24 protein-coding genes are annotated in these 22,987 nt (G+C 70.5%); 22 read left to right on the top strand and 2 right to left on the bottom strand.

All coding sequences use genetic code 11. The annotated features are described in order from the left end of the window. From VGV13_01535 to trxB, 5 genes are all read left to right on the top strand, one after another. The coding region (locus VGV13_01535) for a LutB/LldF family L-lactate oxidation iron-sulfur protein (protein ID HEV8639766.1) at positions 1-1,188 on the top strand (1,188 nt) is incomplete at its 5' end. Further along, positions 1,185-1,922: a lactate utilization protein gene (locus VGV13_01530; GenBank protein HEV8639765.1), complete on the top strand. Its 738-nt coding sequence runs from the start codon at positions 1,185-1,187 to the stop codon at positions 1,920-1,922. The genes VGV13_01535 and VGV13_01530, both read left to right, overlap by 4 nt. After that, the gene (locus VGV13_01525; protein ID HEV8639764.1) at positions 1,915-2,316 is read left to right on the top strand and encodes a DUF2203 domain-containing protein; all 402 of its coding nucleotides are present in this window, start codon (positions 1,915-1,917) and stop codon (positions 2,314-2,316) included. Before VGV13_01530 ends, VGV13_01525 begins: the two co-directional genes overlap by 8 nt. A gap of 5 nt (positions 2,317-2,321) precedes the next feature. Continuing rightward, on the top strand, positions 2,322-3,080 hold the full coding sequence (locus VGV13_01520) for an HAD family hydrolase (protein HEV8639763.1): 759 nt from the start codon (positions 2,322-2,324) through the stop codon (positions 3,078-3,080). Between the two features lie 212 nt (positions 3,081-3,292). After that, positions 3,293-4,228 carry a thioredoxin-disulfide reductase gene (gene trxB, locus VGV13_01515; GenBank protein HEV8639762.1) on the top strand — a complete coding sequence of 312 codons (936 nt, stop codon included), beginning with the start codon at positions 3,293-3,295 and terminating at the stop codon, positions 4,226-4,228. A 115-nt stretch (positions 4,229-4,343) separates the two neighbouring features. Here the strand turns inward: trxB and VGV13_01510 are convergent, their stop codons facing one another. Further along, positions 4,344-5,153 (bottom strand): aspartate dehydrogenase, encoded by an 810-nt coding sequence (locus tag VGV13_01510; GenBank protein ID HEV8639761.1) that lies wholly within the window; start codon positions 5,151-5,153, stop codon positions 4,344-4,346. A gap of 225 nt (positions 5,154-5,378) precedes the next feature. On the opposite strand from VGV13_01510, the gene VGV13_01505 reads away from it, so the two are divergent. The 17 genes from VGV13_01505 to pal all read left to right on the top strand — a co-directional run bounded on the left by VGV13_01505 (position 5,379) and on the right by pal (position 21,832). After that, complete coding sequence (locus tag VGV13_01505; protein HEV8639760.1) at positions 5,379-6,254, top strand: TIGR02757 family protein; 876 nt, start codon at positions 5,379-5,381, stop codon at positions 6,252-6,254. Continuing rightward, positions 6,247-7,635 carry a DNA recombination protein RmuC gene (rmuC, locus tag VGV13_01500; protein HEV8639759.1) on the top strand — a complete coding sequence of 463 codons (1,389 nt, stop codon included), beginning with the start codon at positions 6,247-6,249 and terminating at the stop codon, positions 7,633-7,635. The genes VGV13_01505 and rmuC overlap by 8 nt, the downstream gene beginning before the upstream one ends. After that, a complete protein-coding gene (locus VGV13_01495) occupies positions 7,632-9,386 on the top strand; it encodes a sodium:solute symporter family protein (GenBank protein HEV8639758.1) in 1,755 nt (584 codons plus the stop codon). The genes rmuC and VGV13_01495 overlap by 4 nt, the downstream gene beginning before the upstream one ends. Positions 9,387-9,414: 28 nt before the next feature. After that, positions 9,415-9,717 carry a hypothetical protein gene (locus tag VGV13_01490; GenBank protein HEV8639757.1) on the top strand — a complete coding sequence of 101 codons (303 nt, stop codon included), beginning with the start codon at positions 9,415-9,417 and terminating at the stop codon, positions 9,715-9,717. A 9-nt stretch (positions 9,718-9,726) separates the two neighbouring features. Next, complete coding sequence (locus VGV13_01485; GenBank protein HEV8639756.1) at positions 9,727-10,956, top strand: M20 family metallopeptidase; 1,230 nt, start codon at positions 9,727-9,729, stop codon at positions 10,954-10,956. Beyond that, the gene (amrB, locus tag VGV13_01480; GenBank protein HEV8639755.1) at positions 10,953-12,179 is read left to right on the top strand and encodes an AmmeMemoRadiSam system protein B; all 1,227 of its coding nucleotides are present in this window, start codon (positions 10,953-10,955) and stop codon (positions 12,177-12,179) included. Before VGV13_01485 ends, amrB begins: the two co-directional genes overlap by 4 nt. Next, positions 12,179-12,634, top strand: coding sequence for a hypothetical protein (locus tag VGV13_01475; GenBank protein ID HEV8639754.1), 456 nt, complete (start codon positions 12,179-12,181; stop codon positions 12,632-12,634). Before amrB ends, VGV13_01475 begins: the two co-directional genes overlap by 1 nt. Next, a complete protein-coding gene (locus tag VGV13_01470) occupies positions 12,631-12,963 on the top strand; it encodes a PCYCGC motif-containing (lipo)protein (GenBank protein HEV8639753.1) in 333 nt (110 codons plus the stop codon). The genes VGV13_01475 and VGV13_01470 overlap by 4 nt, the downstream gene beginning before the upstream one ends. A 9-nt stretch (positions 12,964-12,972) precedes the next feature. Next, positions 12,973-13,095 carry a hypothetical protein gene (locus VGV13_01465; GenBank protein HEV8639752.1) on the top strand — a complete coding sequence of 41 codons (123 nt, stop codon included), beginning with the start codon at positions 12,973-12,975 and terminating at the stop codon, positions 13,093-13,095. 67 nt (positions 13,096-13,162) lie between these two features. Then, positions 13,163-14,020, top strand: a complete 858-nt coding sequence (locus VGV13_01460; GenBank protein HEV8639751.1) for a 4Fe-4S binding protein — start codon at positions 13,163-13,165, stop codon at positions 14,018-14,020. A 138-nt stretch (positions 14,021-14,158) separates the two neighbouring features. Then, complete coding sequence (locus tag VGV13_01455; protein ID HEV8639750.1) at positions 14,159-14,863, top strand: hypothetical protein; 705 nt, start codon at positions 14,159-14,161, stop codon at positions 14,861-14,863. A 4-nt stretch (positions 14,864-14,867) separates the two neighbouring features. After that, positions 14,868-15,854 (top strand): TRAP transporter substrate-binding protein, encoded by a 987-nt coding sequence (locus tag VGV13_01450; GenBank protein HEV8639749.1) that lies wholly within the window; start codon positions 14,868-14,870, stop codon positions 15,852-15,854. 51 nt (positions 15,855-15,905) lie between these two features. Then, positions 15,906-16,376, top strand: coding sequence for a TRAP transporter small permease (locus VGV13_01445; GenBank protein ID HEV8639748.1), 471 nt, complete (start codon positions 15,906-15,908; stop codon positions 16,374-16,376). Positions 16,377-16,381: 5 nt separating this feature from the next. After that, a complete protein-coding gene (locus VGV13_01440; protein ID HEV8639747.1) occupies positions 16,382-17,659 on the top strand; it encodes a TRAP transporter large permease in 1,278 nt (425 codons plus the stop codon). Between the two features lie 12 nt (positions 17,660-17,671). Next, on the top strand, positions 17,672-19,339 hold the full coding sequence (locus VGV13_01435) for a thiamine pyrophosphate-dependent enzyme (GenBank protein HEV8639746.1): 1,668 nt from the start codon (positions 17,672-17,674) through the stop codon (positions 19,337-19,339). Then, on the top strand, positions 19,336-20,952 hold the full coding sequence (locus VGV13_01430; protein ID HEV8639745.1) for a thiamine pyrophosphate-binding protein: 1,617 nt from the start codon (positions 19,336-19,338) through the stop codon (positions 20,950-20,952). Before VGV13_01435 ends, VGV13_01430 begins: the two co-directional genes overlap by 4 nt. Before the next feature lie 343 nt (positions 20,953-21,295). Next, the gene (gene pal, locus VGV13_01425; protein HEV8639744.1) at positions 21,296-21,832 is read left to right on the top strand and encodes a peptidoglycan-associated lipoprotein Pal; all 537 of its coding nucleotides are present in this window, start codon (positions 21,296-21,298) and stop codon (positions 21,830-21,832) included. Positions 21,833-21,895: 63 nt separating this feature from the next. Here the strand turns inward: pal and VGV13_01420 are convergent, their stop codons facing one another. Next, complete coding sequence (locus VGV13_01420; protein HEV8639743.1) at positions 21,896-22,981, bottom strand: ABC transporter ATP-binding protein; 1,086 nt, start codon at positions 22,979-22,981, stop codon at positions 21,896-21,898. Between the last annotated feature and the right edge of the window lie 6 nt (positions 22,982-22,987).

Below are 22,987 nucleotides of genomic sequence, written 5' to 3'. Positions count from 1 at the left end.
GTGGAGCGGCTGGGCGGTCATGCCCACTACGCGGTCACGGCCGAGGAGGCGCGGGACATCATCCTCGGGATCGCCAAGCGGGCGGGCGCGCGGATGGCGGTCAAGACCAAGTCGATGGCGACCGAGGAGATCGAGCTGAACGAGGCGCTGGCCCACGCCGGGATCACGCCGGTGGAGACGGACCTCGGCGAGTACATCATCCAGCTCGCGCACGAGAAGCCCTCGCACATCATCGTGCCGGCAATCCACAAGACCAAGGGGCAGGTAGCCGAGCTGTTCTCGCGCGAGCTCAAGCGTCAGGTCGCCGCCGATCCCGAGGTCCTCACGCGGATCGCGCGCGACGAGCTGCGCGACAAGTTTCTCCGGGCCGAGGTCGGGATCACCGGGGCCAACTTCGCGGTGGCCGACACGGGGACGGTGGTGCTGGTGACCAACGAGGGAAACGGACGGATGGTGACCTCGCTGCCCCGCGTGCACATCGCGGTGATGGGCGTCGAGAAGGTCGTGCCCTCGATGACCGATCTGATGATCTTCCTTTCCATCCTGGCCAAGAGCGCGACGGGGCAGAAGCTCTCCGTCTACACCACCCTCATCCAGGGACCGCGGCGGGCGGGCGAACTGGAGGGCCCTGACGAGTTCCATCTCGTGCTCCTCGACAACGGGCGCATCAAGCAGCTGGCCGGGCCGCTGCGGGAGGCGCTCTACTGCCTCCGCTGCGGCGCCTGCCTGAACGTCTGCCCGGTCTACCGCCAGATCGGCGGCCACGCCTACGGCTACACCTATCCCGGGCCTATCGGCATTCTGTTGACGGCCATGCTGCACGGCCAGGGGTCGGTCAAGGAGCTGGCCCACGCCTCGTCCCTCTGCGGCGCCTGCGCCGATGCCTGTCCCGTGAGGATCGACATTCCCCGCATGCTGATCGAGCTGCGCCAGGGCGGCGTCCAGAGCAGGACCGCGCCCTGGGCCGAACGGATCGCGTTCCAGGCCCTGGCCCGCCTGCTCACCCGGCCAGCGCTCTATCGCCTGTCGGCGCGCCTGGCGCGGCTGCTGCAACGCCCCTTCCTGCGCGATGGCGCCATCCGCCGGCTGCCGCTCCTGTTCGGCCGCTGGACGCGGACGCGCGATCTGCCGCCGGTGGCGGCGCGCACGTTCTCCGAGCGCTGGGCCGAGCTGGAGCGCGAGTCATGACTCGACAAGAGTTCTTCGCCCGGATCCGCGGGGAGATGAGGAAGACCTCGGGTCTCTTCGCCGCGTCCGTGACCGAGCGCCCCGCGCACCCCCAGCGGATCGCCGAGACCCTCCGCCGCGAGCTCTCCGAGCGCTGGCCGGAGACCCTGAAGGTCTTCAGGCGCGAGTTCGAGCGCGTCGGCGGTATCTTCTACCGCGTGCCGTCGCTCACCGAGGTGCCGGAGATCGTGGGCACCCTGGCCCGAGAACGGGGCGCGCGCCGCGTGATCACCTGGCACCCCTCGGCGCTCCGCGCCGATCTCAGCGCCCCGCTGATGGCGCAGGATCTCGAGGCCCGCCTCATGCCACCCGGCGGGCTCCCGGAGGCCGAGCGGAACAGGCTGCGGGCCCACGTCGCCGAGGCCGACCTCGGCCTCACCGGCGTCGACCTGGCGGTGGCCGAGACGGGGACGCTGGTGCTGGTGTCGGGCGCCGGGCGCCCGCGGTCCACCTCGCTCCTGCCGCCCTACCACGTCGCGGTCTTCGATCGGACCGCGCTGGTCGAGTCGCTCCAGCAGGTCGGCGTCTTCCTGGAATCGTGGCATGAAGGCCAGCCGCCAGGGTGGCGGGGCGGCGCCATTCACTTCATCACGGGGCCCAGCCGCACGGCTGACATCGAGCTCACCCTGACCCGCGGCGTGCACGGACCGAAGGAGGTGCACGCCATCTTCGTGGACGCGCCGCTCGTTGGCTGACCGGTACTTCTCACCCGCCGAGGTGGAGGCGCTGATCCCTGCGCTCATGGAGCTCATGGAGCGCGTGATGGCGGGGCACCGGGAGGCCGGCGCCGTGCGGGAGCGCATGCATGCCGAGCAGCGGCGCATCATGCTGGTGGGCGGCGCCGTCCTCGACCGAGAGGCGTGGCGGGCGGAGCGCCAGCGCCTCGAGCGGCTCGTCGAGCAGACCCAGGAGGCGCTCAACGAGATTCTGGCCCTGGGGGGCGTGCCCAAAGACCTGGAGCTGGGCCTCGTCGACTTCCCCCATCTGCGCCGCGGCCAGGAAGTGAACCTCTGTTGGAAGCGCGGCGAGCACGAGATCCGCTACTGGCACGGCCTCGACGAAGGCTACGCCGCGCGGAAACCCCTCTGAGCGCGATGGCCTACCGCGCAGTGCTCTTCGATCTGTTCGACACGCTGGTGAACTTCGACCGCGAACGCCTGCCCGCGATCCAGCTCGACGGCCGCGTGGTCCGCTCCACCGCCGGGCACCTGCATCCGCTCCTCCAGGCCCTGGCGCCCCAGGTGACGCTCGACGCCTTCTATGCCGCCCTCAGCGAGAGCTGGCAGGAGGCCGAGCGCCGGCGGGCGATCGATCACCGCGAGGTCCCGGCCTCCGAGCGCTTCTCCGAGCTCTTCCGCTGCCTGGGCCTCGACGCGACCGCCTGTCCGCGCGCCGTGATGCAGAGCCTGCTGGAGACCCACCGGCGCGAGCTCTCCAAGGTCGCGGAGTTCCCCGGCCACCACGGTCCGCTCCTGGCCGATCTCGCCCGGCGGTACCGCCTGGCCGTCGTCTCCAACTTCGACTACACGCCGACGGCCCTCGGCATCCTCGAGACGGCCGGCGTCGCCGACCTGTTCACCGCGGTCGTGGTCTCGGATGCCGTCGGCTGGCGCAAGCCCGCGCCGGCGATCTACCATGAGGCCCTGCGGCGGCTCGGGGTCGGACCCGGGGAAGCGCTGTTCGTCGGCGATCGCGCCGACATCGACGTGCTGGGTGCCCAGCGTGTTGGCATGCACGCCGCATGGCTCAACCGCGAGGGCCTGGCGCTGCCGCCGGAGGTGGCGCCGCCCCGGTTCGAGATCCGCGACCTGGCCGAACTGCGGGGTATCCTGGCGGCGGAGGACCGCATCTAATATGACGGATGTGCGAGCCGCAGGACGGCCGGGGGCTGGGGCTCCCGCGTCCGAGGCGAGCCGATGAACCGAGTCGTGCGAGCCGCAGGACGGCCGGGGCCGCTGGGCGAGCCGCAGGGCGGCCAGGAGCTGGCGACCCTGCGCCCGAGGCGAGCGAACCTAGAGAGTCCTGGCCGTCCGAGGCGAGCTTAGAGTAAGGAGGCACGAGGACGATGACGACGCGCAAGGTGATCATCGTCGGCTCCGGACCGGCGGGCTACACGGCAGCCATCTATGCCGCCCGGGCCAACCTGGCGCCGCTCATGTTCACCGGCGTGCAGTCCGGCGGTCAGCTGATGCTCACCACGCTGGTCGAGAACTATCCCGGCTTCGTCGACGGCCTCATGGGGCCGGAGCTGATGGAGACGTTCCGCAAGCAGGCCGAGCGCTTCGGCACCGAGATGATCGCCGAGGACGTGACCGCGGTGGACTTCGGGCGCCGGCCCTTGCGGGTGCGGGTGGGGGAGACGGAGTACGAGAGCCACACCGTCATCATCGCCACCGGCGCCTCGGCCAAGCTGCTGGGGCTCGACAACGAGATGAAGCTCATGGGGCGCGGGGTCAGCACCTGCGCCACCTGCGATGGGTTCTTCTTCAAGGATCAGGACATCATGGTCGTGGGCGGCGGCGATTCCGCGATGGAGGAGGCGCTCTACCTCTCGCGTCTGGGCCGGGCGGTCACGGTCGTCCACCGGCGGGACGCGCTGCGGGCCTCCAAGATCATGCAGGAGCGCGCCTTCAAGAACCCGAGGATCTCGTTCGTGTGGAACAGCACCCTGGATGACATCTTCGACGTCCGCCGGGGCAAGGTCACGGGCGTGCGGCTCAAGAATCTCGCCACCGGCGACCTCACCGAGCGGACGGTGGACGGGCTCTTCATCGCGATCGGCCACGAGCCGAACACCCAGATCTTCCGGAGCCAGGTGGACCTGCTGCCCAACGGCTACATCAAGGTCGTCCCCGGCACGACGCAGACCTCCGTTCTGGGCGTCTTCGCCGCCGGCGACGTCCAGGACTACGTCTATCGCCAGGCCGTCACCGCCGCCGGGACGGGGTGCATGGCCGCGCTCGAGGCCGAGCGCTACCTGGAGGCCACCCAGCCGCACTGAAACCGGGCGGCCGGGGGCGCGCAGCTGTCCTCGACCACGCGACGGACGCTGTTCGTACGGCGGTGGCACAAGACCCAGAAGTTACGAGTCTCGGACGGCTGCCCGCCCTCGGCCGTCAGGTCCCGACGCGCAGCGAAGCCCCGAGGTCTCTCAGCAGCGCGATCGTGGAGAGGTAGGAGAGCTTGCCGGTGCGCGGGTTCTCCGACGGGACGTTTTCGATCTCGACCGCGAGCCGACCGAACTCGCCCTCCATCGTGACCCGGTGCACGTTCATCTGGAGGCCCGGCACCGCATAGATGCGGATCCGGGTCTTGTCAGGGCCGATCCCCGCCAGCGACAGCGCGGCCAGCACGTTGACGTTCGCCGGGAAGGCCCGGCAGGCCTCGGTGGCGGCCCCCTCGAAGATGAGCGTCTCGGCCGTGATCGCGTCCAGGTCGATCTTGCTCTGCACGATCCACGGCGCCCCGGCCAGCCCCCGCGGGGGCTTGCGCGTCTCCATCGTCACCGCGGTGACGGTCCCGACGCGCGCGCCCTTGACGCCGTCGAGACCGGCGATGGCGGCCGAGGGCACGTAGATCCGACAGCGGTTGGCTTCCGCCAGCGCGACCCAGTCCCCGCGTCCGAGGAGTCCGCCACAGGAGAGCACGACCAGATCGCGCCCGGCGCCCAGCGCCTTCGGCGCGATCTCCTCCAGATGGGCCTGCGTCGAAGCCTCGACGATGAGCTCGGAGGCGGCGATGAGGTCGTCGAGGGGCAGGAAGGGCGGGCGCCCGGCGAGCCCGTGGAGGAAACGATCGGCGCGCCCGCGGTCGCGGGCCAGCGCGCCGGCGAGCCTGAGGCCTGGAATCCCCGCGTCCAGCGCGCGGCACACCGCGCGGCCGATGGCGCCGAGGCCGACGACACCGACGTTGCGCGTCTTCATCATCGGCTCGCCTCGGACGGGCGGGGCTTTCCAGTTTCGCTCGCCTCGGGCGCAGGGGTCCCAGCCCCTGGCCGCCCTGCGGCTCGCCCAGCGGCCCGCCGCCGTCCTGCGGCTCGCGTCTTGTTCATAGGCTCGCCTCAGACGGGCGGAGCCCAGCCCGCCGCCGTCCTGCGGCTCGCGCTACTATTTTCACGGCGACGGCATGATATCATGCCGCCAGAGCGGCGAATGAGACGAGCCGACGCCCTGGGCGAGTCGCTCGAGCGGCTCTATCGCGAGTTCGACTACGCCGCGCGTGTCGGGCGCGACGCCATTCAGTTCCCCCTCCGCTACGCCGATCCCCGCGACCGCGAGATCGTCAGCCTGCTCACCGCGTGCCTGGCCTACGGCCGGGTGGAGCTGTTCGGGCGGGCGCTCGACGGCGTGCTGGCGACCATGGGCCCGTCGCCGGCCGCCTTCGTCTCCGGGTTCGAACCTCGCCGCGACGCCGGCGCGTTCGCGGGCTTCCGCTATCGCTTCAACCGCCCGCGTGACCTCGTCGCGTTCTGCATCGCCACCCGAGACCTGCTCGCCCGCCACGGCACCCTCGAAAAGTGCTTCCTGGCGGGCGACGGCGACGGGCGGGGGCCCATCGGGCCCGCGCTGGAACGCTTCGTCCGCGCCTTCCTCGACGCCGATCTGCGCGAGGTCTTTCCGCGGGGCCGGCTCTCCCGCGGCTACCGCCACCTGTTTCCGGTCCCGTCGGCCGGGGGCCCGTGCAAGCGCCTGCACCTGTTCCTCCGCTGGGTGGTCCGGCGCGAGCCACCCGACTTCGGTCTCTGGACCTCCCTCTCGCCGTCGCGGCTCCTCATCCCCGTCGACACTCACGTCGAGAACATGAGCCGCGCCATCGGGCTCACTCGACGCCGCAGCCGGACCTGGCGGATGGTCGAGGAGATCACCCGGCGCCTGGCCCGCATCGACCCCGTGGATCCGGTGAAGTACGACTTCGCGCTCTGTCACAAACGGATGTCGGGCGACTGTCGCGACCGCCGTGATCGCGTCGTCTGCGGGCCCTGCGGCCTGCGCGGCGTGTGCCGGCACTGGAGGGGGCACCGTGCTTGAACTCGGGCTCATCGTGGGGGGGCTGATCATCGGCGCGGGCCTGGCGTGGGTCGTGGCCCGCGGCCAGTTCGTGGCGGCGGCCCTGGCCGAGCGGGAGGTGCTCGGCGCGCGCCTCGCCGCGACCGAGGCCCTCGGGGACGAGCTGCGGAAGCAGCTCACCCAGCACGACCTGGAGGTATCGGAGTTGCGCCATGCGCTCGAGGACGAGCGGACGCTGCGGGCCCAGGCGGAAACGCGGTGGGAGGCGGCTCGCCAGAACCTGGAGGAGCAGCGACGGCTGCTCGACCAGGCCCAGGGGCAGCTCGGGGACGTGTTCAAGGCCTTGAGCGCCGACGCCCTTCGGGAGACCAACTCGGAGTTCCTGGCGCTGGCCAAGGAGCGTCTGGAGGCCGAGCTGGGACGGCGCCAGGAGGCCCTCGACAACCTGGTGCGTCCGCTCCAGGAGGCGCTCGGGCGGTACGAGGTGCAGCTCCGCGAGCTCGAGGCCAGCCGCCAGCAGGCCTACGGCAGCCTGGAGGCGCAGGTGCGCACGCTGACGCTCCACAGCGCCGAGCTCCAGCGCGAAACGGGGAACCTGGTCACCGCGCTCCGCACGCCCAACGTGCGCGGGCGGTGGGGGGAGATCACGCTCCACCGCGTGGTGGAGCTGGCCGGGATGACGGCGCACTGCGACTACGTCGAGCAGGTCACGGTGGAGGGGGAGCACGGGCGCTTGCGCCCCGACATGGTCGTGCACTTGCCGGCCGGACGCCAGATCATCGTGGACGCCAAAGTTCCGCTCTCCGCCTATCTCGACACGGTGACCGCGAAGACGCCCGAAGAGCGCGCCGCCGCGCTGGCCCGCCACGCCCAGCAGATGCGCCAGCACATGACGGCGCTGGCCGCCAAGGCCTACTGGGAGGAGTTCGGCAAGGCCGCCGAACTGGTGGTCATGTTCATCCCCGGCGAGGCCTTCGTCGCCGCGGCGGCGGACGTCGATGGCTCCCTGATCGAGGACGGCATGGCCCGGCAAGTGGTGATCGCCACGCCCACGACGCTCATCGCGCTGCTGCGCGCCATAGCCTTCGGCTGGCGGCAGGAGCAGATCACGACCAACGCCGAGGAGATCAGCGAGCTGGGGCGCCAGCTCTACGACCGTCTGCGGATTCTGGGTGAGCACTTCGACGAGGTCGGGCGGTCCATGGCACGCGCCACCGCCGCGTTCAACCGCGCCGTCGCCTCGATGGAATCGCGGGTGCTGCCGGCGGCGCGGAGGTTCCGGGAGCTCGGGGCGGCCACCGGCGGGGAGATCCCGGTCCTCGAAGCCCTGGACCTGCAGCCCCGGGAGTTGAACGCGCCCGAGTTTCCGCGCCAGCTCAACGCCCCCGAACTGGCGCCTTGATCCTCACCGCCGTCGACTGGGCGGTGATCGTCGCCTACTTCGCGCTCTCGGTGACGGTCGCGCTCGTCTACTGCCGGCGGGCCGGGGCCTCGTCGGAGGAGTTCTTCCTCTCCGGCCGCGCTATTCCCTGGTGGCTGGCCGGGACGTCCATGGTCGCGACGACCTTCGCCGCCGACACGCCGCTGGCGGTGACGGGCCTCACCGTGAAGCACGGGATCGCCGGCAACTGGCTCTGGTGGTCCATGGCCATGAGTGGCATGCTGACGGCGGTCTTCTACGCGCGCCTCTGGCGGCGGGCGGGCGTGATGACCGACGCCGAGTTCGCCGAGATCCGCTACTCGGGCGGGCCGGCCGCCTTTCTCCGCGGCTTCCGGGCCTGCTACCTGGCGCTGGCCGTCAACTCCATCATCATCGGCTGGGTGACGGCGGCGATGGCGAAGATCCTCGGCCTCACCCTCGGCGTGGGGAAGTGGCAGGCGACGATCGGGCTCTTCGTGCTGACGGGGCTCTACTCGGCGCTCGCGGGGCTGTGGGGGGTCCTCGTCACCGACTTCTTCCAGTTCGCCCTCGCCATGGCCGGCTGCATCGCGCTGGCGTTCTTCGCGCTGGGCGCGGTAGGCGGGATGAGCGGCCTGCTGGCCGCACTCCACGCGCGCTTCCCCGACGACGCGCCGCTCCGCCTGGTCCCCGATCTCGATTCGGCCTGGATGCCGGCGATGACGTTTTTCGTCTACGTCGCCGTCAACTGGTGGGCCTCCTGGTACCCCGGCGCCGAGCCGGGCGGGGGCGGGTACGTCGCCCAGCGGATCATGTCGGCCAAGGACGAGCGCCACGCGCTGCTGGCGGCGGTCTGGTTCAACATCGCCCACTACGCGCTCCGACCCTGGCCCTGGATCATCGTGGCGCTCGTCTCGATGGTCCTCTACCCGGGACTGGCCGACCCGGAGTCGGGATACGTGCGCGTGATGGTCGATGTCCTGCCGCCCTTCTGGCGCGGCTTCCTCCTGGCAGCGTTCTTCGCGGCGTACATGTCCACGATCTCCACCCAGCTCAACTGGGGCGCCTCCTATCTCGTCAACGACGTCTACCGCCGCTTCTGGGCACCGGGGCACCCGGAGACGCACTACGCAACGGTCGGCCGCGTGGCCACCGTGGGGATGATGGCGATCTCGGGCGTGGTCACGTACTACATCGGCTCCGTGGAAGGCGCCTGGAAGTTCCTGCTGGCGCTCGGCGCCGGCACCGGGCTCGTGTACCTGCTCCGCTGGTACTGGTGGCGCGTCAACGCCTGGTCGGAGGTGAGCGCGATGACCGCGGCGCTGGTCGTGTCGCTCGTCGTCCAGTTCGCCTTCGGCCTCAGCGCCGACGATCCGCGGGCCTTCGCCTGCCTTCTGCTCATCACGACCGCGGCCACGACCGCCGTCTGGCTCCTGGTGACCTTCCTCACCCCGCCGGAGTCGCCCGAGCGCCTGCGCCGATTCTATGCGCGGGTGCGGCCAGGGGGCCCGGGTTGGTGGGCGGTCGTCCCGGAGGCGAGAGCGGACGGCGGCCTGGGCGCGGGTCTGATCCAGTGGGTGATCGGGTGTGTCGTGGTGTACCTGGGGCTCTTCGGGATCGGCGCGCTCGTGCTCGGAAAGCTCGTCGCCGGCGGCAGCGCCGTGGTCGTCGGCGCGTTGCTCGCCGCCTATCTCTGGCGCGCCGCCGCCGAAGGCCCGTCGCGCCGGCGGCCCCAAGCCCGCGTGGTATCATAATGAGACCTGACAGGGTTCGAGGAGATCGATGACGAACATCCCCATCCAGGTCTACGGAATCAATCTCCTGGTCCGGCTCTTGCCCGAAGGCCCCGCCGACGTCCGCGTGCACTGCCCGAAGGGCTCGCCGATCCGCTACGGAGAGGTCGTGGCGCGGGGGGATGGCTTCGACGAGGGCGCCAACGCGTTCCGGGAGATGCCGGGTCTCAAGACGATCGTCGCCTTCGAGGAGAGCGCCGAGGAGGTCGAGGGCCACTACTTCTACGTGGCCGGCGAAGAGTACCGCGTCATCCGCCTGGACGCGGTGATCCTGTCCTTCCCGCACGAGTAGTCTGCCCGAGTGGCGGTCGGACCTCGCATCGAAGGGGCGCTCGCCCACATCGACGAAGCGGAGTTGGTCGCGCTGACGCGCGACCTCGTCCGTATTCCGAGCGTGGTCCGTCCCGATGACCCTCACACCACCGAGGTGGCCGTCGCCCAGTACATCGAGCGCTGGTTCGTCAAGGAAAGCCTGAACGTCGAGATCCAGCCGGTCGCCCCGGGTCGGCCCAACGTCGTCGCCTGGCTGGGCGACAAGGGCGAGGGACGGAGCCTGCTGCTGGAGGGGCACACCGACGTCGTCACCGAGGGCGATCCGACCGAGTGGCGCTACCCGCCCTTCAGCGGCGAGCTTGCCGACGGTCGCATCTGGGGGCGCGGCGCCGCCGACATGAAGGGTGGCCTGGCCGCGGCGATGATCGCGGCCGCGGCGATCAAGCGGAGCGGCGTGCCGCTGGGTGGCCGTCTCGTAGTCGGCGCGCTGGTCGACGAGGAAGGGGACATGCTGGGCGTCAAGCACCTCTGTGCGACGCCGATCGGCCAGGAGCTGGACGCCGCCATCATCTGCGAGCCCGAGCAGAACCAGCTGTGCCTGGAACAGCGCGGCGTGGTGTGGGCCCGGGTCCTGATCCGCGGCCGCATGGCCCACGGCGCCATGCCGGAGGCGGGCGTGAATCCGATCGCGGGGCTGGCGGCGCTACTCCACCAGGCACCCCGCCTCGAGCGCCGGCTGCGTCGACTGTGCCGGCGCAGCCGCTATCTCCGTCCGCCCACCGTCACGGCGACGGTGGTGCAGGCGCCCGTTCACGGCGCGCCCCAGTCGAACGTCATCCCGTCGGCGGCTCAGGCGACGCTGGACATCCGTCTCACGCCTGGGCCGGACGAGGCCGTGGTCTCGGCCGAGATCGAGCGCGCCTGTCGCGCCGCCGCGGCGAGTGTCCCCGGCCTCAGCGTCGAGTGGCGGGCCCTCGACGGCTTCCGCCTGCCGACTACGGTGGACCGGCGCGAGCCTCTGGTGCGCGCCATGATGACGGCCGTCCGCCAGGCGACGGGACGCCGCCCGGTCCTGGGCGGCGTGCCGGGCTCCACCGACGGCACGATTCTTCGCATGAGGCGGGGTATCCCGATCGTGACGTGCGGCCCCGGGAACCGGCTCATCGCGCACCAGGTGAACGAGTGCGTCGAGATATCGGACTTGGTCGATGCGGCAAGGATTTATACTGCGTCCGCTTTGAACTTCCTCAATATATGAGCGCGGACGCACCCCGGCTCCGATCCATCGAGGTCTCCCCCGTCGAGCACGAGGGAGAGCGGCTCGTCGCGCTCCGCGACCCGGCCGGCTACACGGCTTCGGTCTTGCTCCTGCCGCTACCGCTGCTGGAGGTGCTGGCGCTCTTCGATGGCCAGCACTCGATCCTCGATATCCAGGCGGAGCTGGCCCGGCGCCATGGAGAGATCGTGCCGCGAACTGGCATCGAGGAGGTCATCGCGGCGCTGGACGAGCACGGGTTCATGGAGAGCGTGCGGTTCGCGGCCCGGCGGGGGGCGATCGACGGGGCGTTTCTCGCGGCCGCGGTCCGGCCGGCGGCCCACGCCGACAGCGCCTACCCCGCGGATCCGGAGGAGCTTCGCCGGGCGATGGACGCCTTCTTCACGACCTCCGGCGGGCCCGGCGCGATCGACCGCACGGCCGCGCGTGCCGACGGGCTCCGAGCTGTGATCGCGCCCCACATCGACTACCACCGCGGCGGGCCCGCGTACGCGTGGGCCTACCGCGACCTGGCCGAGCGGAGCGACGCCGACCTCTTCGTCATCTTCGGCACCTGTCACGCCGGGATGCCCGACCCGTTCGCGCTCACGCGGAAGGACTACGACACGCCGTTCGGGCCGGCCCCCGTCGATCGTGACTTCGTCGAGCGGCTCGCCGCGCGCGCGGGCCAGGACTGCTTCGCCTCCGAGGCGGCGCACCGCGTGGAGCACTCGATCGAGTTCCAGGCGGTCTTCCTCCGCTACCTCTCCGCCGGGCGGCGGGACATCGCGATCGTCCCCGTCCTCGCCAGCTTCGCCCACGAGGCGCTGGCCGAGCGCCGCCGCGTCGAAGACGATCCACGCGTTCCCAGATTTCTCGAGGCGCTGGGTGAGACGATCGCGGCCAGCGGACGCCGCGTGGCGCTCATCGCCGGAGCCGACCTGGCCCACGTGGGGCCGCGCTTCGGCGACCCCCAGCCGGTCTCGCCGAGCGAGCTCGGCCGCATCGAGCGGGAGGACCGCGCCATGCTGGGGGCGGTGGAGAGCGGCGATGCCGGCGCCTTCTTCGACTCGGTCGCGAGCGACAACGACCGGCGGAGGATCTGCGGGCTCTCCCCGATCTACGCCCTCTTGCGCGCGCTCGGCGGCGGCGCGGGGGCCCTGCGGCACTATGGCCAGTGGCCGGATCCTCGCGGCGTCGTCAGCTACGCCAGCGTGGTGTTCTGATGGCCACGCCCGAAAGCGAGAGGAAGCTCCCCCGGCTCCGCATCGACGTCGACGGCGATTGGCTCGACGACGGCGTCGAGGTCACGCATCCGGGAGTCCTGGCGAACCTGCGCGCGACCCTCCGGCGAGACCCCCAGGGCTACTTCATCCAGACCCGGGTGCGGATCCCGGTGGAGGTGGACGACGTTCCCTGGGTCGTCGCGCGGGTCGAGCTGAGCGGCGAGCGGCTGCACGCCGTCCTCAACGACGGCACCGAGACCGACGTCGATCCGGCGACGATCAGGCTCGGCGCCGGCAACGTCCCCTACTGCGCCGCCAAGGGCGCCGGCTTCGAGGCGCGCTTCAGCCGGGCCGCGGCGTTCCAGCTGCTGGCGCTGGCGAACTATGACGAGCGGACGGACGAGGGGACCCTGCGCCTAGGCGGCCGCGAAGTCCCCCTGAGGCGACCCGCGTGACGGGGAGGACCGTCGTGGTGGGACTCCTGGCGGCGGGGCTCGCCCTCGCCGCCGGGGCCTGGTGGCTGCGCGGCGAGGGTGCAGGCCCGGTGACCATCGACAGCATCGGCGATCGGGTGCAGGCGGTCCCGCGGGGGCGGCTGCCCGTCTTCGCCGCGAAGCCCGAGGTGGCGGAGCTCTACCGCTTCGCGGCCACCGAGGGCGACTGGGCGGCCTCGGTGCCCTGCACGTGCGGGTGCGCGGAGCTGGGCCACACCTCCAACCGCGCCTGCTACATCAAGGCGGAGACCGCCGAGCGCGTCACCTTCACCAGCCACGCCGCGACGTGAAGCCTCTGCATGGACATCACGCGTGACGTGATGCGGCTCCGGGCGGAGGGTCAGTCGCGCGCGGCGGCCCGCGCCGCGATCGACGCGAAGTATCTCCGCTCCGGCCGCCCGACCCCCACGCCGCCGCCCTGAGGCTCGCGCGAAAGTTGACAGGTCAGACCCGCGGTCGGTAGTGTACCGGCGCGGAGGGAGCACGGGCATGAGGATCGACGAGTACAAGTGCGTCGCCTGCGGCAACTGCATCCCGGTCTGCCCCGTCGGCGCCATCTATATCGATCCGGCGATTGGCCGGGCGCGGGTGAATCAGGCCGAATGCGTCGAGTGCCACGCCTGCTATCGGGGCATGTCGAAGGAGCATCTCTTTCCCCCGATGGTCCGGGGCATCCGGCGGGTGGCCAAGGGGCTCCGCTTCCGCTTCGATCCCGAGCCCGACATCTGCCCCACCGACGCGTTGACGCCGCAAGCCCTCACCTGGCCGCGCATCGTACGGCGGGCCTTCTCCGATCCCCAGGTGCCGCACGAGTCCACCGGTATCCACGGGCGCGGCACCGCCGAGGTCAAGACCAACGACGTGACGGGGCGGGTGAAGGAGGGCGAGGCGGGGTTCGTCATCGAGTTCGGGCGGCCAGGCCTCGGGGCCTGGTTCCGGGAGATCCAGGAGATGACGCAGGCGCTCGCCGCGCTCGGCGTCGAGTTCGAGAAGAAGAACCCGGTGACGTCACTGATGACCGATCAGGTCCGGGGCCTGATCCGGGAGGACATCCTGGGGGAAAAGGTGCTGTCGGCCATCGTCGAGCTCAAGACCGGCCTGGAGCAGGTGCCCACGGTGCTCCGCACCATCCGCGGGGTGTCGCGGCGCCTCGAGACGGTGGTCGCGGTGGGGGTGTCGACGAGGTGCGACGAGCAGGGCCAGGACCGGCTCCGCGCGCTGCTCGAGGCCGAGGGCTACCCGGCGTACCGCGGCAAGACCAATCTCGGGCTGGGTCACGCCACGGTGGATGTGCGAGCCGCAGGACGCCGGTGGGCTGGGCCCCGCCCGTCCGAGGCGAGCCTATGAATCCGATCGTGCGAGCCGCAGGACGCCGGTGGGCTGGGCCCCGCCCGTCCGAGGCGAGCCTATGAATCCGATCGTGCGAGCCGCAGGACGGCCCGGGGCCCCCGCGCCCCAGGCGAGCCTCCGAACTGGAGTCTGACGATGACCAACACGCTGCATCGCTTCAGCGAGCACTACGCCTTCGAGCCGAAGCCGAACCCCGCTCCCGTCGAGGACGACTTCATCGTCTTCGCCATGGCCACCCGGGGCGTCAACGACGACGGGCTGGTGGACAAGTACCGGACCTTCGCCCGGCTCGCGCTCGCGCACAATCCGGTGAACGTGGGCGATGCCACCAAGGGTGGGATCTACCGGCCCCAGCCGGCGCTCAACCCGTTGGCCCACTGGAAGCGGGACGACCGGCCGGACCCCGAGCGCCTCATCGAGGACATCGAGGGCCACACGGTGGTGGCGGCCGTGTTCAGCCGCTGGGAGGACATGGAGGCCTTCGTCGAGGACGTGGTCCAGGCCGATCTCGGTCTGTCGGTGAACATCTCGGCGCCGATCGACGCCGCCGCCCGCTGCTGCAAGGCCAGCGGCCTCACGCGCCACAGCCTCGAGTACTCCCTGGGATTCCAGGGCCGCGTCGAGCGGCTGCCCGACCGGGCGGTGCTGGAGATCAGCACCATGTGCGGCCACGGCATGGTCTCCCACACCTTCGTCAAGAAGATGGTCGACTGGGTCAAGGAGGGGCGACGCACGCCCGCGCAGGCCGCCCGCTACATGGCGCGGTTCTGCGTCTGCGGCGTCTTCAACACGGTCCGTGCCGAGAAGCTCTTCGAGCAGGCGCGGACCCGGGGGGCTTGATCGCATGGCACGTCTCATCGTCGCTGTCTTCACCGCCGTCCTGCTCCTGCCGCTGGCTCTTCCCGACCGGGCGGCGGCCCAGCAGGTGATCCGGCTCGGGCACGTCGGGTTTCCCGGCTCGCTGTTCGACATCGTCGCCGCGGAGTACGCGAAAAAGGTCAACGAGGCCCTCAAGGGCAAGGTCGAGATGCGCGTCTTCCACTCCAGCCAGCTCGGCACCGACGAGCAGATGATCAAGGGCATCAAGGTGGGCGCGCCGGAGATGTTCATCCCCTCCACGATCATGAGCACGGTGGAGCAGAAGTACGGCGTCTTCGAGATGCCCTACATCATCGTGAGCCGGGCTCACATGAAGAAGGTGGCCGAGCACCGGGAGGTCACGAAGGCGCTCTTCGACCCGCTGCCCAAGCAGGGCGTCCGCGTGATCGGCGTGTGGGAGAACGGCTTCCGTCACATCACCAACAACGTCCGGCCCATCGTGAAGCCCGAGGACCTCAAGGGCGTCAAGCTCCGGGTGCCGAGCGGCGTGTGGCGCGTCAAGATGTTCAAGGCCTACGGCGCCAACCCCTCGCCGATGGCGTTCGCCGAGGTTTACTCCGCGCTCCAGCAGGGCGTGATGGACGGGCAGGAGAACCCGCTGGCCCAGATCTGGTCGGGCAAGTTTCACGAGGTCCAGAAGCACATCTCCATGACCGGGCACGTCTACTCGCCGGCCTACATCCTGGTCAGCGAGAGCTTCTGGCAGAAGCTGCCGCCGGACCAGCGCCAGGTGATCGAGGCCATCAGTGCCGAGATGGGGGACTACGCCCGGACCACCGGCGAGCGCCTGGACCGGGAGCTGCTCGAGAAGATGACGGCCGCCGGCAAGATCAAGGTCAACGAGGCGGACAAGGAGGCCTTCATCAAGGCCTCGGCGCCGATCTACCAGGAATTCGGCACGGAGGTCGCTGGGGGCAGTGACCTGATCAAGCTCATCCAGTCCCTGCGCTAGCCCCTGAGACGCCTGCTCGCGCGGCTGATCGGGGTCGTCGAGTGGTGGGCCATGGCCCTGCTGGTGGCCATGGTGGCTCTGGTGACCGTCGGCGTCTTCTTCCGTTACGTCGTCGACGCCTCGCTGTCCTGGTACGACGAGTTCGCGTCGTACCTCCTGGTGTGGCTCTCCTTCTACGGCGCCGTGGTGGCGACCTACCGCGGCCGCCACATCAGCTTCGAGACTCTGGCCGAGCGGATGGGGGCGCGCGCCCGCCGCCTGATGGCGGTGGTCAGCGAGCTGCTGAGCATCGTCTTCCAGGGAGTGCTGCTGGTGTACGGCATCGCCCTGGTCCGGGCGGTGGGTCACGAGACCGCGGTGTCCATCGAGGTGGTCCGGATGGGCTGGATCTACAGTGTGCTGCCGATCAGCGGCGGCCTCATGCTCCTGGTGAGCCTCGTCCGCCTCGGCCTCCTCCTGCGGGGCGACCAGCGGCTGGCGCCGCCCGAGGCCCGCGCTCCGGTCGTGGTGAGCAGCGAGTAGTCGCCATGGAGTGGCTGCTCCTCGCCATCGTCGTCGCGCTGACGCTCCTCAGCGTTCCCATCGCCTGGGCGCTGGCGCTGACGACGATCCTCTTCCTGGTGGTCACGGGCGCCGCGCCGCTGACGCTCGTGCCCCTGACCCTCTTCTCCGGCGCCTCCAGCTTCCCGCTGCTCGCCATCCCGCTCTTCATCCTGGCCGGCGGGCTCATGGAGACGGGCGGCATCTCGCTCCGGCTGGTCAACCTCGCCCACAGCGTCGTCGGCTTCGTCCGGGGCGGCCTGGCCATGGCCACGGTGGTGGCCACCATGATCCAGTCGGAGATCTCGGGCTCTTCCGTGGCCGACGCCGCCGCCATCGGCAAGGTGGTCATCCCGGCCATGGCCAGGCGCGGGTACCCCCGGGCGCTGTCGGCCGCGATCGTGTCGAACGCGGCCTCGGCGGCGATCCTCATCCCGCCCTCGATCCCGATGATCATCTACGCGTGGATGGCCGAGGTCTCGGTCGGCAAGATGTTCTTCGCCGGCTTCCTGCCGGGCTTCTTCGCGGGCGGCGCCATGATGGCGCTCTGCTACTACTACGCCCGCAAGCTCGACCTGCCCCGCGAGCAGTCCTTCTCGATCGTGCGCGTGGGTCGCGCCACCCGCGATGCCTTCTGGGCGTTGATCATCCCCGTCGTCATCTTCGGCGGCATCTTCGCCGGGATCGCCACGGCCACGGAGGTGGCGGCACTGGCGGCGGTGGCCGCGCTGGCGATCGGCCTCTTCATCTACCGCGAGCTCGGCCGGGGAAATCTGGTATCCATCCTGAGGGAGTCGGTCTCGCAGACGGCGGTGGTCATGATGATCGTCGCCTGCTCGGCGGTGCTGGGCTGGTACCTCACCAACGAGCAGATCCCTCAGAAGTTCGCCCGCGCCATCCTCGAGACCACCACCAACAAGTACCTGGTGCTCTTCTTCCTGAACATCTTCTTCTTCGTGACGGGGATGTTCCTGCACTCGGCGGCGGCGATCATCCTCATCGTGCCGATCGTCATGCCGCTCGTCCGCCAGCTCGGGATCGACCCGATCCACTTCGGGATCATCATCACCATCAACCTCGGGGTCGGCCAGCAGACGCCGCCGGTGGCTACGGTGCTCTTCACCACCTCCGCCATCGCCGGGCTGCCGTTCTGGGAGGTCTTCAAGGCCGGTTGGGCGTTCACGGTCGTCCTGGCCCTCGTGACGCTCGTCGTCACCTACTTCCCGCCGATGTCGCTCGTCCTGGTCGACCTGCTGTTCCGGTAGTATCCTCGCGCCATGACGGTCGCCGAGGTCCTCCTGGAGATCTTGAAATCCGCCGGCGTGCGCTACCTCTTCGGGAATCCCGGCACGACCGAGCTGCCCTTTCTCGACGCGCTCCCGGACTCCGGCCTCGAGTACGTGGTGGGCCTGCAGGAGGCCGTGGCGGTGGCGGCGGCCGATGGCTACGCTCAGGCCTCCGGGCAGGTGGGCGCGGTCAACGTCCACGTGGCGCCGGGCGTGGCCAATGGTCTGTCGATCCTCCACAACGCGGCGCGGGCGAAGTCACCCGTGCTGCTGACGGCCGGCCAGCAGGACACTCGGTTCCTGCTCGACGAGCCGATCCTGGCGGCGGATCTCGTCCAGATGACCGAGCAGTTCACGAAATGGTCGTACGAGGTCCGGCGTCCGGAGGAAGCGCCCGTCGCGCTGCGCCGGGCGCTCACGGTCGCCACGACGCCGCCCACGGGCCCGGTCTTCCTCTCGCTGCCGATGGATCTCATGGGCGCCGTCGTGGACGATGCGGGACGGGGGCCCGGTCCGGTCGCCGCGCGGAGCCTGCCCGAGCCGTCGGCGATCGCCCGCGCCGCCGAGCTGCTCCGTGCCGCCGGCGCGCCCCTTGTCATCGCCGGCGACGGTGTCGCCCGCGCCCAGGCGGTCCCCGAGGTGGTCGCGCTGGCCGAGCGCCTGGGCGCTCGCGTCCACGGCGAGCCCGTGTATCGACGCACCAACTTCCCGAGCGATCACCCGCTGTGGCGGGGCGGGCTCTTCCCGGCGCCGAGCGGCGTCAGGAAGGCGCTGGAGGACTGCGACGCGCTCCTCGTCATCGGAGCAAACGTCTTCACGTGGTTCCTCCACGCGCCGGGTGAGCCCTTCCCGCGCGGGCTGCCGGTGGTGCAGATCGACGACGATCCGTGGGAGATCGGGCGGAGCTACCCTGTGACGCTGGGCATCGTCGCCGACCCCAAGGGCACGCTGGCAGCGCTGACGGCGGCACTGGCCGAGCTGATGAGCGAGGCCGACCGCGCCGCCGCGGCCGCGCGCGCGCAGCAGATCGGTGCGGCGCGAGCGGAAGCGGCGGCCCGGATGCGAGCGGCGGCGGAGGCGGAGGCCGACCGCATCCCGATCTCGCAGGCCTACCTGATGCACACGCTGGCCTCCGTCGTCCCCGACGACGTAGTCGTCGTGGACGAGTCGGCGACGTCGCTGCCCTTCGTCCTGCGCTATCTGCCGGCCAGGCGGCCTGGCTCCTTCTTCGGTTCGAAGACGGGCACGCTCGGCTGGGGCATGGGCGCGGCGATCGGCGTCCAGCTCGGCGCCCCGGGCCGGAAGGTCGTGGCCACCATCGGCGACGGCTCGGTGATGTACGCGCCCCAGGCGCTGTGGACGGCGGCGCATTACCGTCTCCCGATCACGTACGTCGTGCCCAACAACGCGTCGTACGCGATCCTCAAGTCCGGCATGCTGAGCCTCGGCCTGCAGTCGGCCAAGCGCGGGATCTATCCCGGGATGGACCTCGTGAACCCCGAGATCGACTACCTCGCGCTCGCCAAGGCGCTCGGCGTGCGTGCCGAGCGGGTCGAAAAGCCGCGCGAGCTGCGCGACGCCCTGGTCGAGTGCCTCGCCCATCCCGGTCCCACCCTCGTCGACGTCGCAATCGACCGCGGCTTCAAGGCAATGCTGTGACGGGGCGCACGGGCGGGGAGTGGGTGGTGGAGGCCCTCCGCGCGGAGGGCGTGCGTCACGTCTTCGGCATCCCCGGCATCCACAACCTGGCGATCTACGACGCGCTCCTCCGCCAGTCGGAGATCACCCACATCCTCGCGCGCCACGAGCAGGGGGCGGCCTTCATGGCCGATGGCTACGCCCGCTCGTCGGGGCGGGTCGGTGTAGTGGTGGTGACGACGGGGCCGGGGGCCACGAACACGCTGACCCCGCTGGCCGAATCGTACTCGGCTTCGATGCCGGTCCTCGTCATCATGTCCGACATCGCCTCGGCGCTGGTGGGCCGCGACGTCGGCGCGCTCCACGAGGTCCCCAACCAGATCGAATGCTTCCGACCCGTGTGCCGCATGGCCGAGACGCTCGCGTCGGCGGCCGAGATCCCGACGACGATCGCCGGCGCCTTCGACCTTCTGCGGACCGGGCGGCCCGGACCGGTGGCCATCTCCATTCCGAACGACTTCCTCGGCGCGAAGAGCGAGGGCGTCCTGAGAGCGACGCGGAGTGGCCGCCGGCCGCCGTGCCACGTGGCCGAGATCGCGGAGGCCGCCCGGCGCCTGGCCGGGGCGCAGCGTCCGCTGATCCTGGCCGGCGGCGGCGTGATCGCCGCGGGCGCCGAACCGGAGCTCCTGGCGCTGGCCCGCCGGCTGGATGCGCCGGTGATCACTACGGTGATGGGGCGCGGCGCCATTCCCGCGGACGATCTGCTCTGGCACGGGGTGCTTCCCAACAAGCAAGCGAGCGAGCCGGTGCTCCGTCAAGCCGACGTGATCTTGGCCGTCGGTTGCCGCTTCGCCGCGCGCTCGACCCAGGGGCTCCTGCTCAACCTCTCGCTGGCGCCCGACCAGACGCTCATCCACCTCGATCTGGACGCCACGGTGATCGGCAAGCTCTTCAAGCCCCAGCTCGGGATCGTCGGCGACGCCAAGGACGGCCTGGCCCGGCTGCTGGAGACGCTCGGACCCGGCGGGGGCCGGAGCGCCTGGGACCGGGCGCGGCTCGGTGAGCTACGCGAGGCCGCCAGCCCCCGTTACACCCGAGAGATCGCGGGGCTCATCCGGACGCTGCGCGACGCGCTGCCCCGCGAGGCGATCGTGGCCAACGACCAGACCGGCCTCAACTACTGGATGGAGTGGCGCTTCCCGGTGCTGGCGCCGAGGACGTTTCTCTATCCCATCGGATCGGCCACCCTCGGCTACGCCGTGCCGTCGGCGATCGGCGCTCAGATCGCCAATCCCGGACGCCCCGTGGTGGCGATCGTCGGCGATGGCGGGTTCATGTTCTCGGTCAACGAGCTGGCGACGGCGGTAAAATACCGTCTGCCGATCGCGTTTCTGGTGATGAACGACAACCGCTACGGAGCGATCCGGTGGCTGCAGGAGAAGATGTTCGGGCGCTGGGGCGAAGCGGATCTCGCCAACCCCGACTTTCCGGCGCTGGCCCGCGCCTTCGGCGCCCGGGGCGAGCGCCTGCCGAGCGTGGACGCGCTGCCTCAGGCCCTGGCGACGGCGCTCAAAGCGGGCGGGCCGACGGTGCTCGAACTGGCGATGGACATCGAGCCCCCCTGGGAGCTGTAGCTCAGTCGGAGGGGGCGGGACGTTACGGCCCCTCCGAGATCCATAGTCAGAGGCGGCCTCGCGGCCCCCTCTGGAACACCTCAGTGGATTGCGCCGGCGGAGCCGGCGCTTGAGACGGCGAGCAAGTAGCCGCAGGCTGACGCCGCCTTCATGTGACTGTCTGTCATCGGCCAGCATCGGATTGTCACAGATCGGGTGAGCCGCGCCGTCATTCGGTGCAGTGTAACCTACTGATATAGAAGACGATCGGCCGCATCCAGGCTGCGGCATCATCCGTGCACCGACGCAGGCTTCTCCCTAGGGCGGGGCAGGGACTGTCCCGCGCGAGTGGAAAGGAGAAGCCATGAAGGCATGTCATTGTCATCACCTCGTGATCTGGCTGGTGGCGCTGGCGACCATCTTCGCCGGCTGCGCCACTACCGGAACCTCGGAGACGCCGGGGGCGGCCGGCACCTCGGGTTCGGCGGGTGTCAGGCAAACGGCAGGTGCCGGTGATGCCACGGGGATGGGGCCGCGTCCGTCGCCGAAGGAGTTCGTCGCCCTCAGGAATCTCCCCGACATCCACTTCGATTTCGACCGGTACGAGATCCGACCGGATGCGGCGAAGGTCCTCGAGGCGACCGCGGACTGGCTGAGAACGAACCGCGACGTGTTGATTCTGATCGAGGGGCACACCGACGAGCGCGGCACCAACGAGTACAACCTGGCGCTCGGCGATCGTCGCGCCCGCGCCGCGCTGAACTACCTCGTCTCCCGCGGCGTGCAGAAGAACCGGATCACGACCATCACCTACGGCGAAGAGCGGCCGTTCTGCACCTCGCGGAACGAGGAGTGCTGGACCGAGAACCGCCGGGCCCACTTCGGGATCAAGAGCCGGTAGCCTCCCCTGACTGCGCCGCGGGCGAGGAAGCGGTGTCCTCCTCGCCCACGGCTCACACTTCTTTCAGTCGCTGTCCGTCAAGGGCACGCAGGCGGCGGCAGGCAGGATGAGCGTCACTTCCTGACCCGCCCGCACGGCCGCCGGGGGCGGCCCGGCCGCGCGCACGACCACATCGCTCCCGTCCACCTGCACCTGGTAGTCGATGGCGTCGCCGAGGTAGCTCGTGCGCTGAACGGTCCCTCTCAGCACGTTCACCCCCTCGCCATCTGTCCTCGGTGAGGACGCGGAGGCCAGGGTGATCTCGTGGGGGCGGATGGAGACGGTCACCGCCGCGCCGGGCTTCAGGCTCGCCGAGGCCACACGGAGGCTGAGCCCGCCCCTGGCCACGCGATCGGGAGCCGCGGCCACCCCGTCGATCAGGTTGGTCTTGCCGATGAAGTCGGCGACGAAGCGCGTGCGGGGCTGCTCGAAGAGCTGATGCGCGGTTCCGATCTGGACGACGCGTCCCCGGTAAAGCACCGCGATCCGGTCGGAGATGACCATGGCCTCCGCCTGGTCGTGAGTGACGTAGAGCGTGGTGATCCCGAAGGCCTCGTGGAGCCGGCGGATCTCGAAGCGCATTTCCTCACGGAGATTTGCATCCAGGTTGCTAAGAGGTTCGTCGAGTAACAGGATCTCCGGCTCGACGACCAGCGCCCGGGCCACGGCCACGCGCTGCTGCTGGCCGCCCGACAGCTCGCCCGGGTAGCGCGACTCGAACCCCTCGAGGTGGACGACCTTGAGGATCTCCCGGACCCGCCGCTCGCGCTCGGCCCGGGACACCTCCTTCTTGAACCGCAGGCCGTACGCGACGTTCTGGGCGACGGTCATGTGGGGCCAGAGCGCGTAGCTCTGGAAGATCATCGCCATCCGGCGGCGTTCCGGCGGGACGACGGCGCTGGGCGAGGACAGACACCGGTCCCCGACCCAGATCTCGCCGGCCTCGGGCCTGAGGAATCCGGCCACGACCCTGAGCGTCGTCGTCTTCCCGCATCCCGAGGGGCCGAGCAGCGCCACCAGCTCGCGGGGCTTGACCTCGAGGGAAAGCCCCTCGATGGCGGCGACCTTCCCGTAGCGCTTGGTCAGCTCCTTGACGATCACTCCGGGCATCGAGGC

It is taken from the genome of Candidatus Methylomirabilota bacterium, assembly GCA_036001065.1.
GTDB lineage: Bacteria > Methylomirabilota > Methylomirabilia > Rokubacteriales > CSP1-6 > MNEF01.
Note: the sequence above shows the minus strand (reverse complement) of the source record. Positions and strands in the feature narration are given on the sequence as shown.

Bases quoted from the DNA above. Each gene is read 5' to 3' on its own strand.
- VGV13_01530 (HEV8639765.1), top strand. From the start codon at position 1,185: ATGACTCGACAAGAGTTCTTCGCCCGGATCCGCGGGGAGATGAGGAAG.
- VGV13_01440 (HEV8639747.1), top strand. From the start codon at position 16,382: ATGGAGTGGCTGCTCCTCGCCATCGTCGTCGCGCTGACGCTCCTCAGC.
- pal (HEV8639744.1), top strand. From the start codon at position 21,296: ATGAAGGCATGTCATTGTCATCACCTCGTGATCTGGCTGGTGGCGCTG.
- VGV13_01490 (HEV8639757.1), top strand. From the start codon at position 9,415: ATGACGAACATCCCCATCCAGGTCTACGGAATCAATCTCCTGGTCCGG.
- VGV13_01475 (HEV8639754.1), top strand. From the start codon at position 12,179: ATGGCCACGCCCGAAAGCGAGAGGAAGCTCCCCCGGCTCCGCATCGAC.
- VGV13_01520 (HEV8639763.1), top strand. From the start codon at position 2,322: ATGGCCTACCGCGCAGTGCTCTTCGATCTGTTCGACACGCTGGTGAAC.
- VGV13_01460 (HEV8639751.1), top strand. From the start codon at position 13,163: ATGAGGATCGACGAGTACAAGTGCGTCGCCTGCGGCAACTGCATCCCG.
- VGV13_01445 (HEV8639748.1), top strand. From the start codon at position 15,906: ATGGCCCTGCTGGTGGCCATGGTGGCTCTGGTGACCGTCGGCGTCTTC.
- VGV13_01450 (HEV8639749.1), top strand. From the start codon at position 14,868: ATGGCACGTCTCATCGTCGCTGTCTTCACCGCCGTCCTGCTCCTGCCG.
- VGV13_01420 (HEV8639743.1), bottom strand. From the start codon at position 22,981: ATGCCCGGAGTGATCGTCAAGGAGCTGACCAAGCGCTACGGGAAGGTC.
- trxB (HEV8639762.1), top strand. From the start codon at position 3,293: ATGACGACGCGCAAGGTGATCATCGTCGGCTCCGGACCGGCGGGCTAC.
- VGV13_01435 (HEV8639746.1), top strand. From the start codon at position 17,672: ATGACGGTCGCCGAGGTCCTCCTGGAGATCTTGAAATCCGCCGGCGTG.
- VGV13_01455 (HEV8639750.1), top strand. From the start codon at position 14,159: ATGACCAACACGCTGCATCGCTTCAGCGAGCACTACGCCTTCGAGCCG.
- VGV13_01505 (HEV8639760.1), top strand. From the start codon at position 5,379: ATGAGACGAGCCGACGCCCTGGGCGAGTCGCTCGAGCGGCTCTATCGC.
- amrB (HEV8639755.1), top strand. From the start codon at position 10,953: ATGAGCGCGGACGCACCCCGGCTCCGATCCATCGAGGTCTCCCCCGTC.
- VGV13_01510 (HEV8639761.1), bottom strand. From the start codon at position 5,153: ATGATGAAGACGCGCAACGTCGGTGTCGTCGGCCTCGGCGCCATCGGC.
- VGV13_01465 (HEV8639752.1), top strand. From the start codon at position 12,973: ATGGACATCACGCGTGACGTGATGCGGCTCCGGGCGGAGGGTCAGTCG.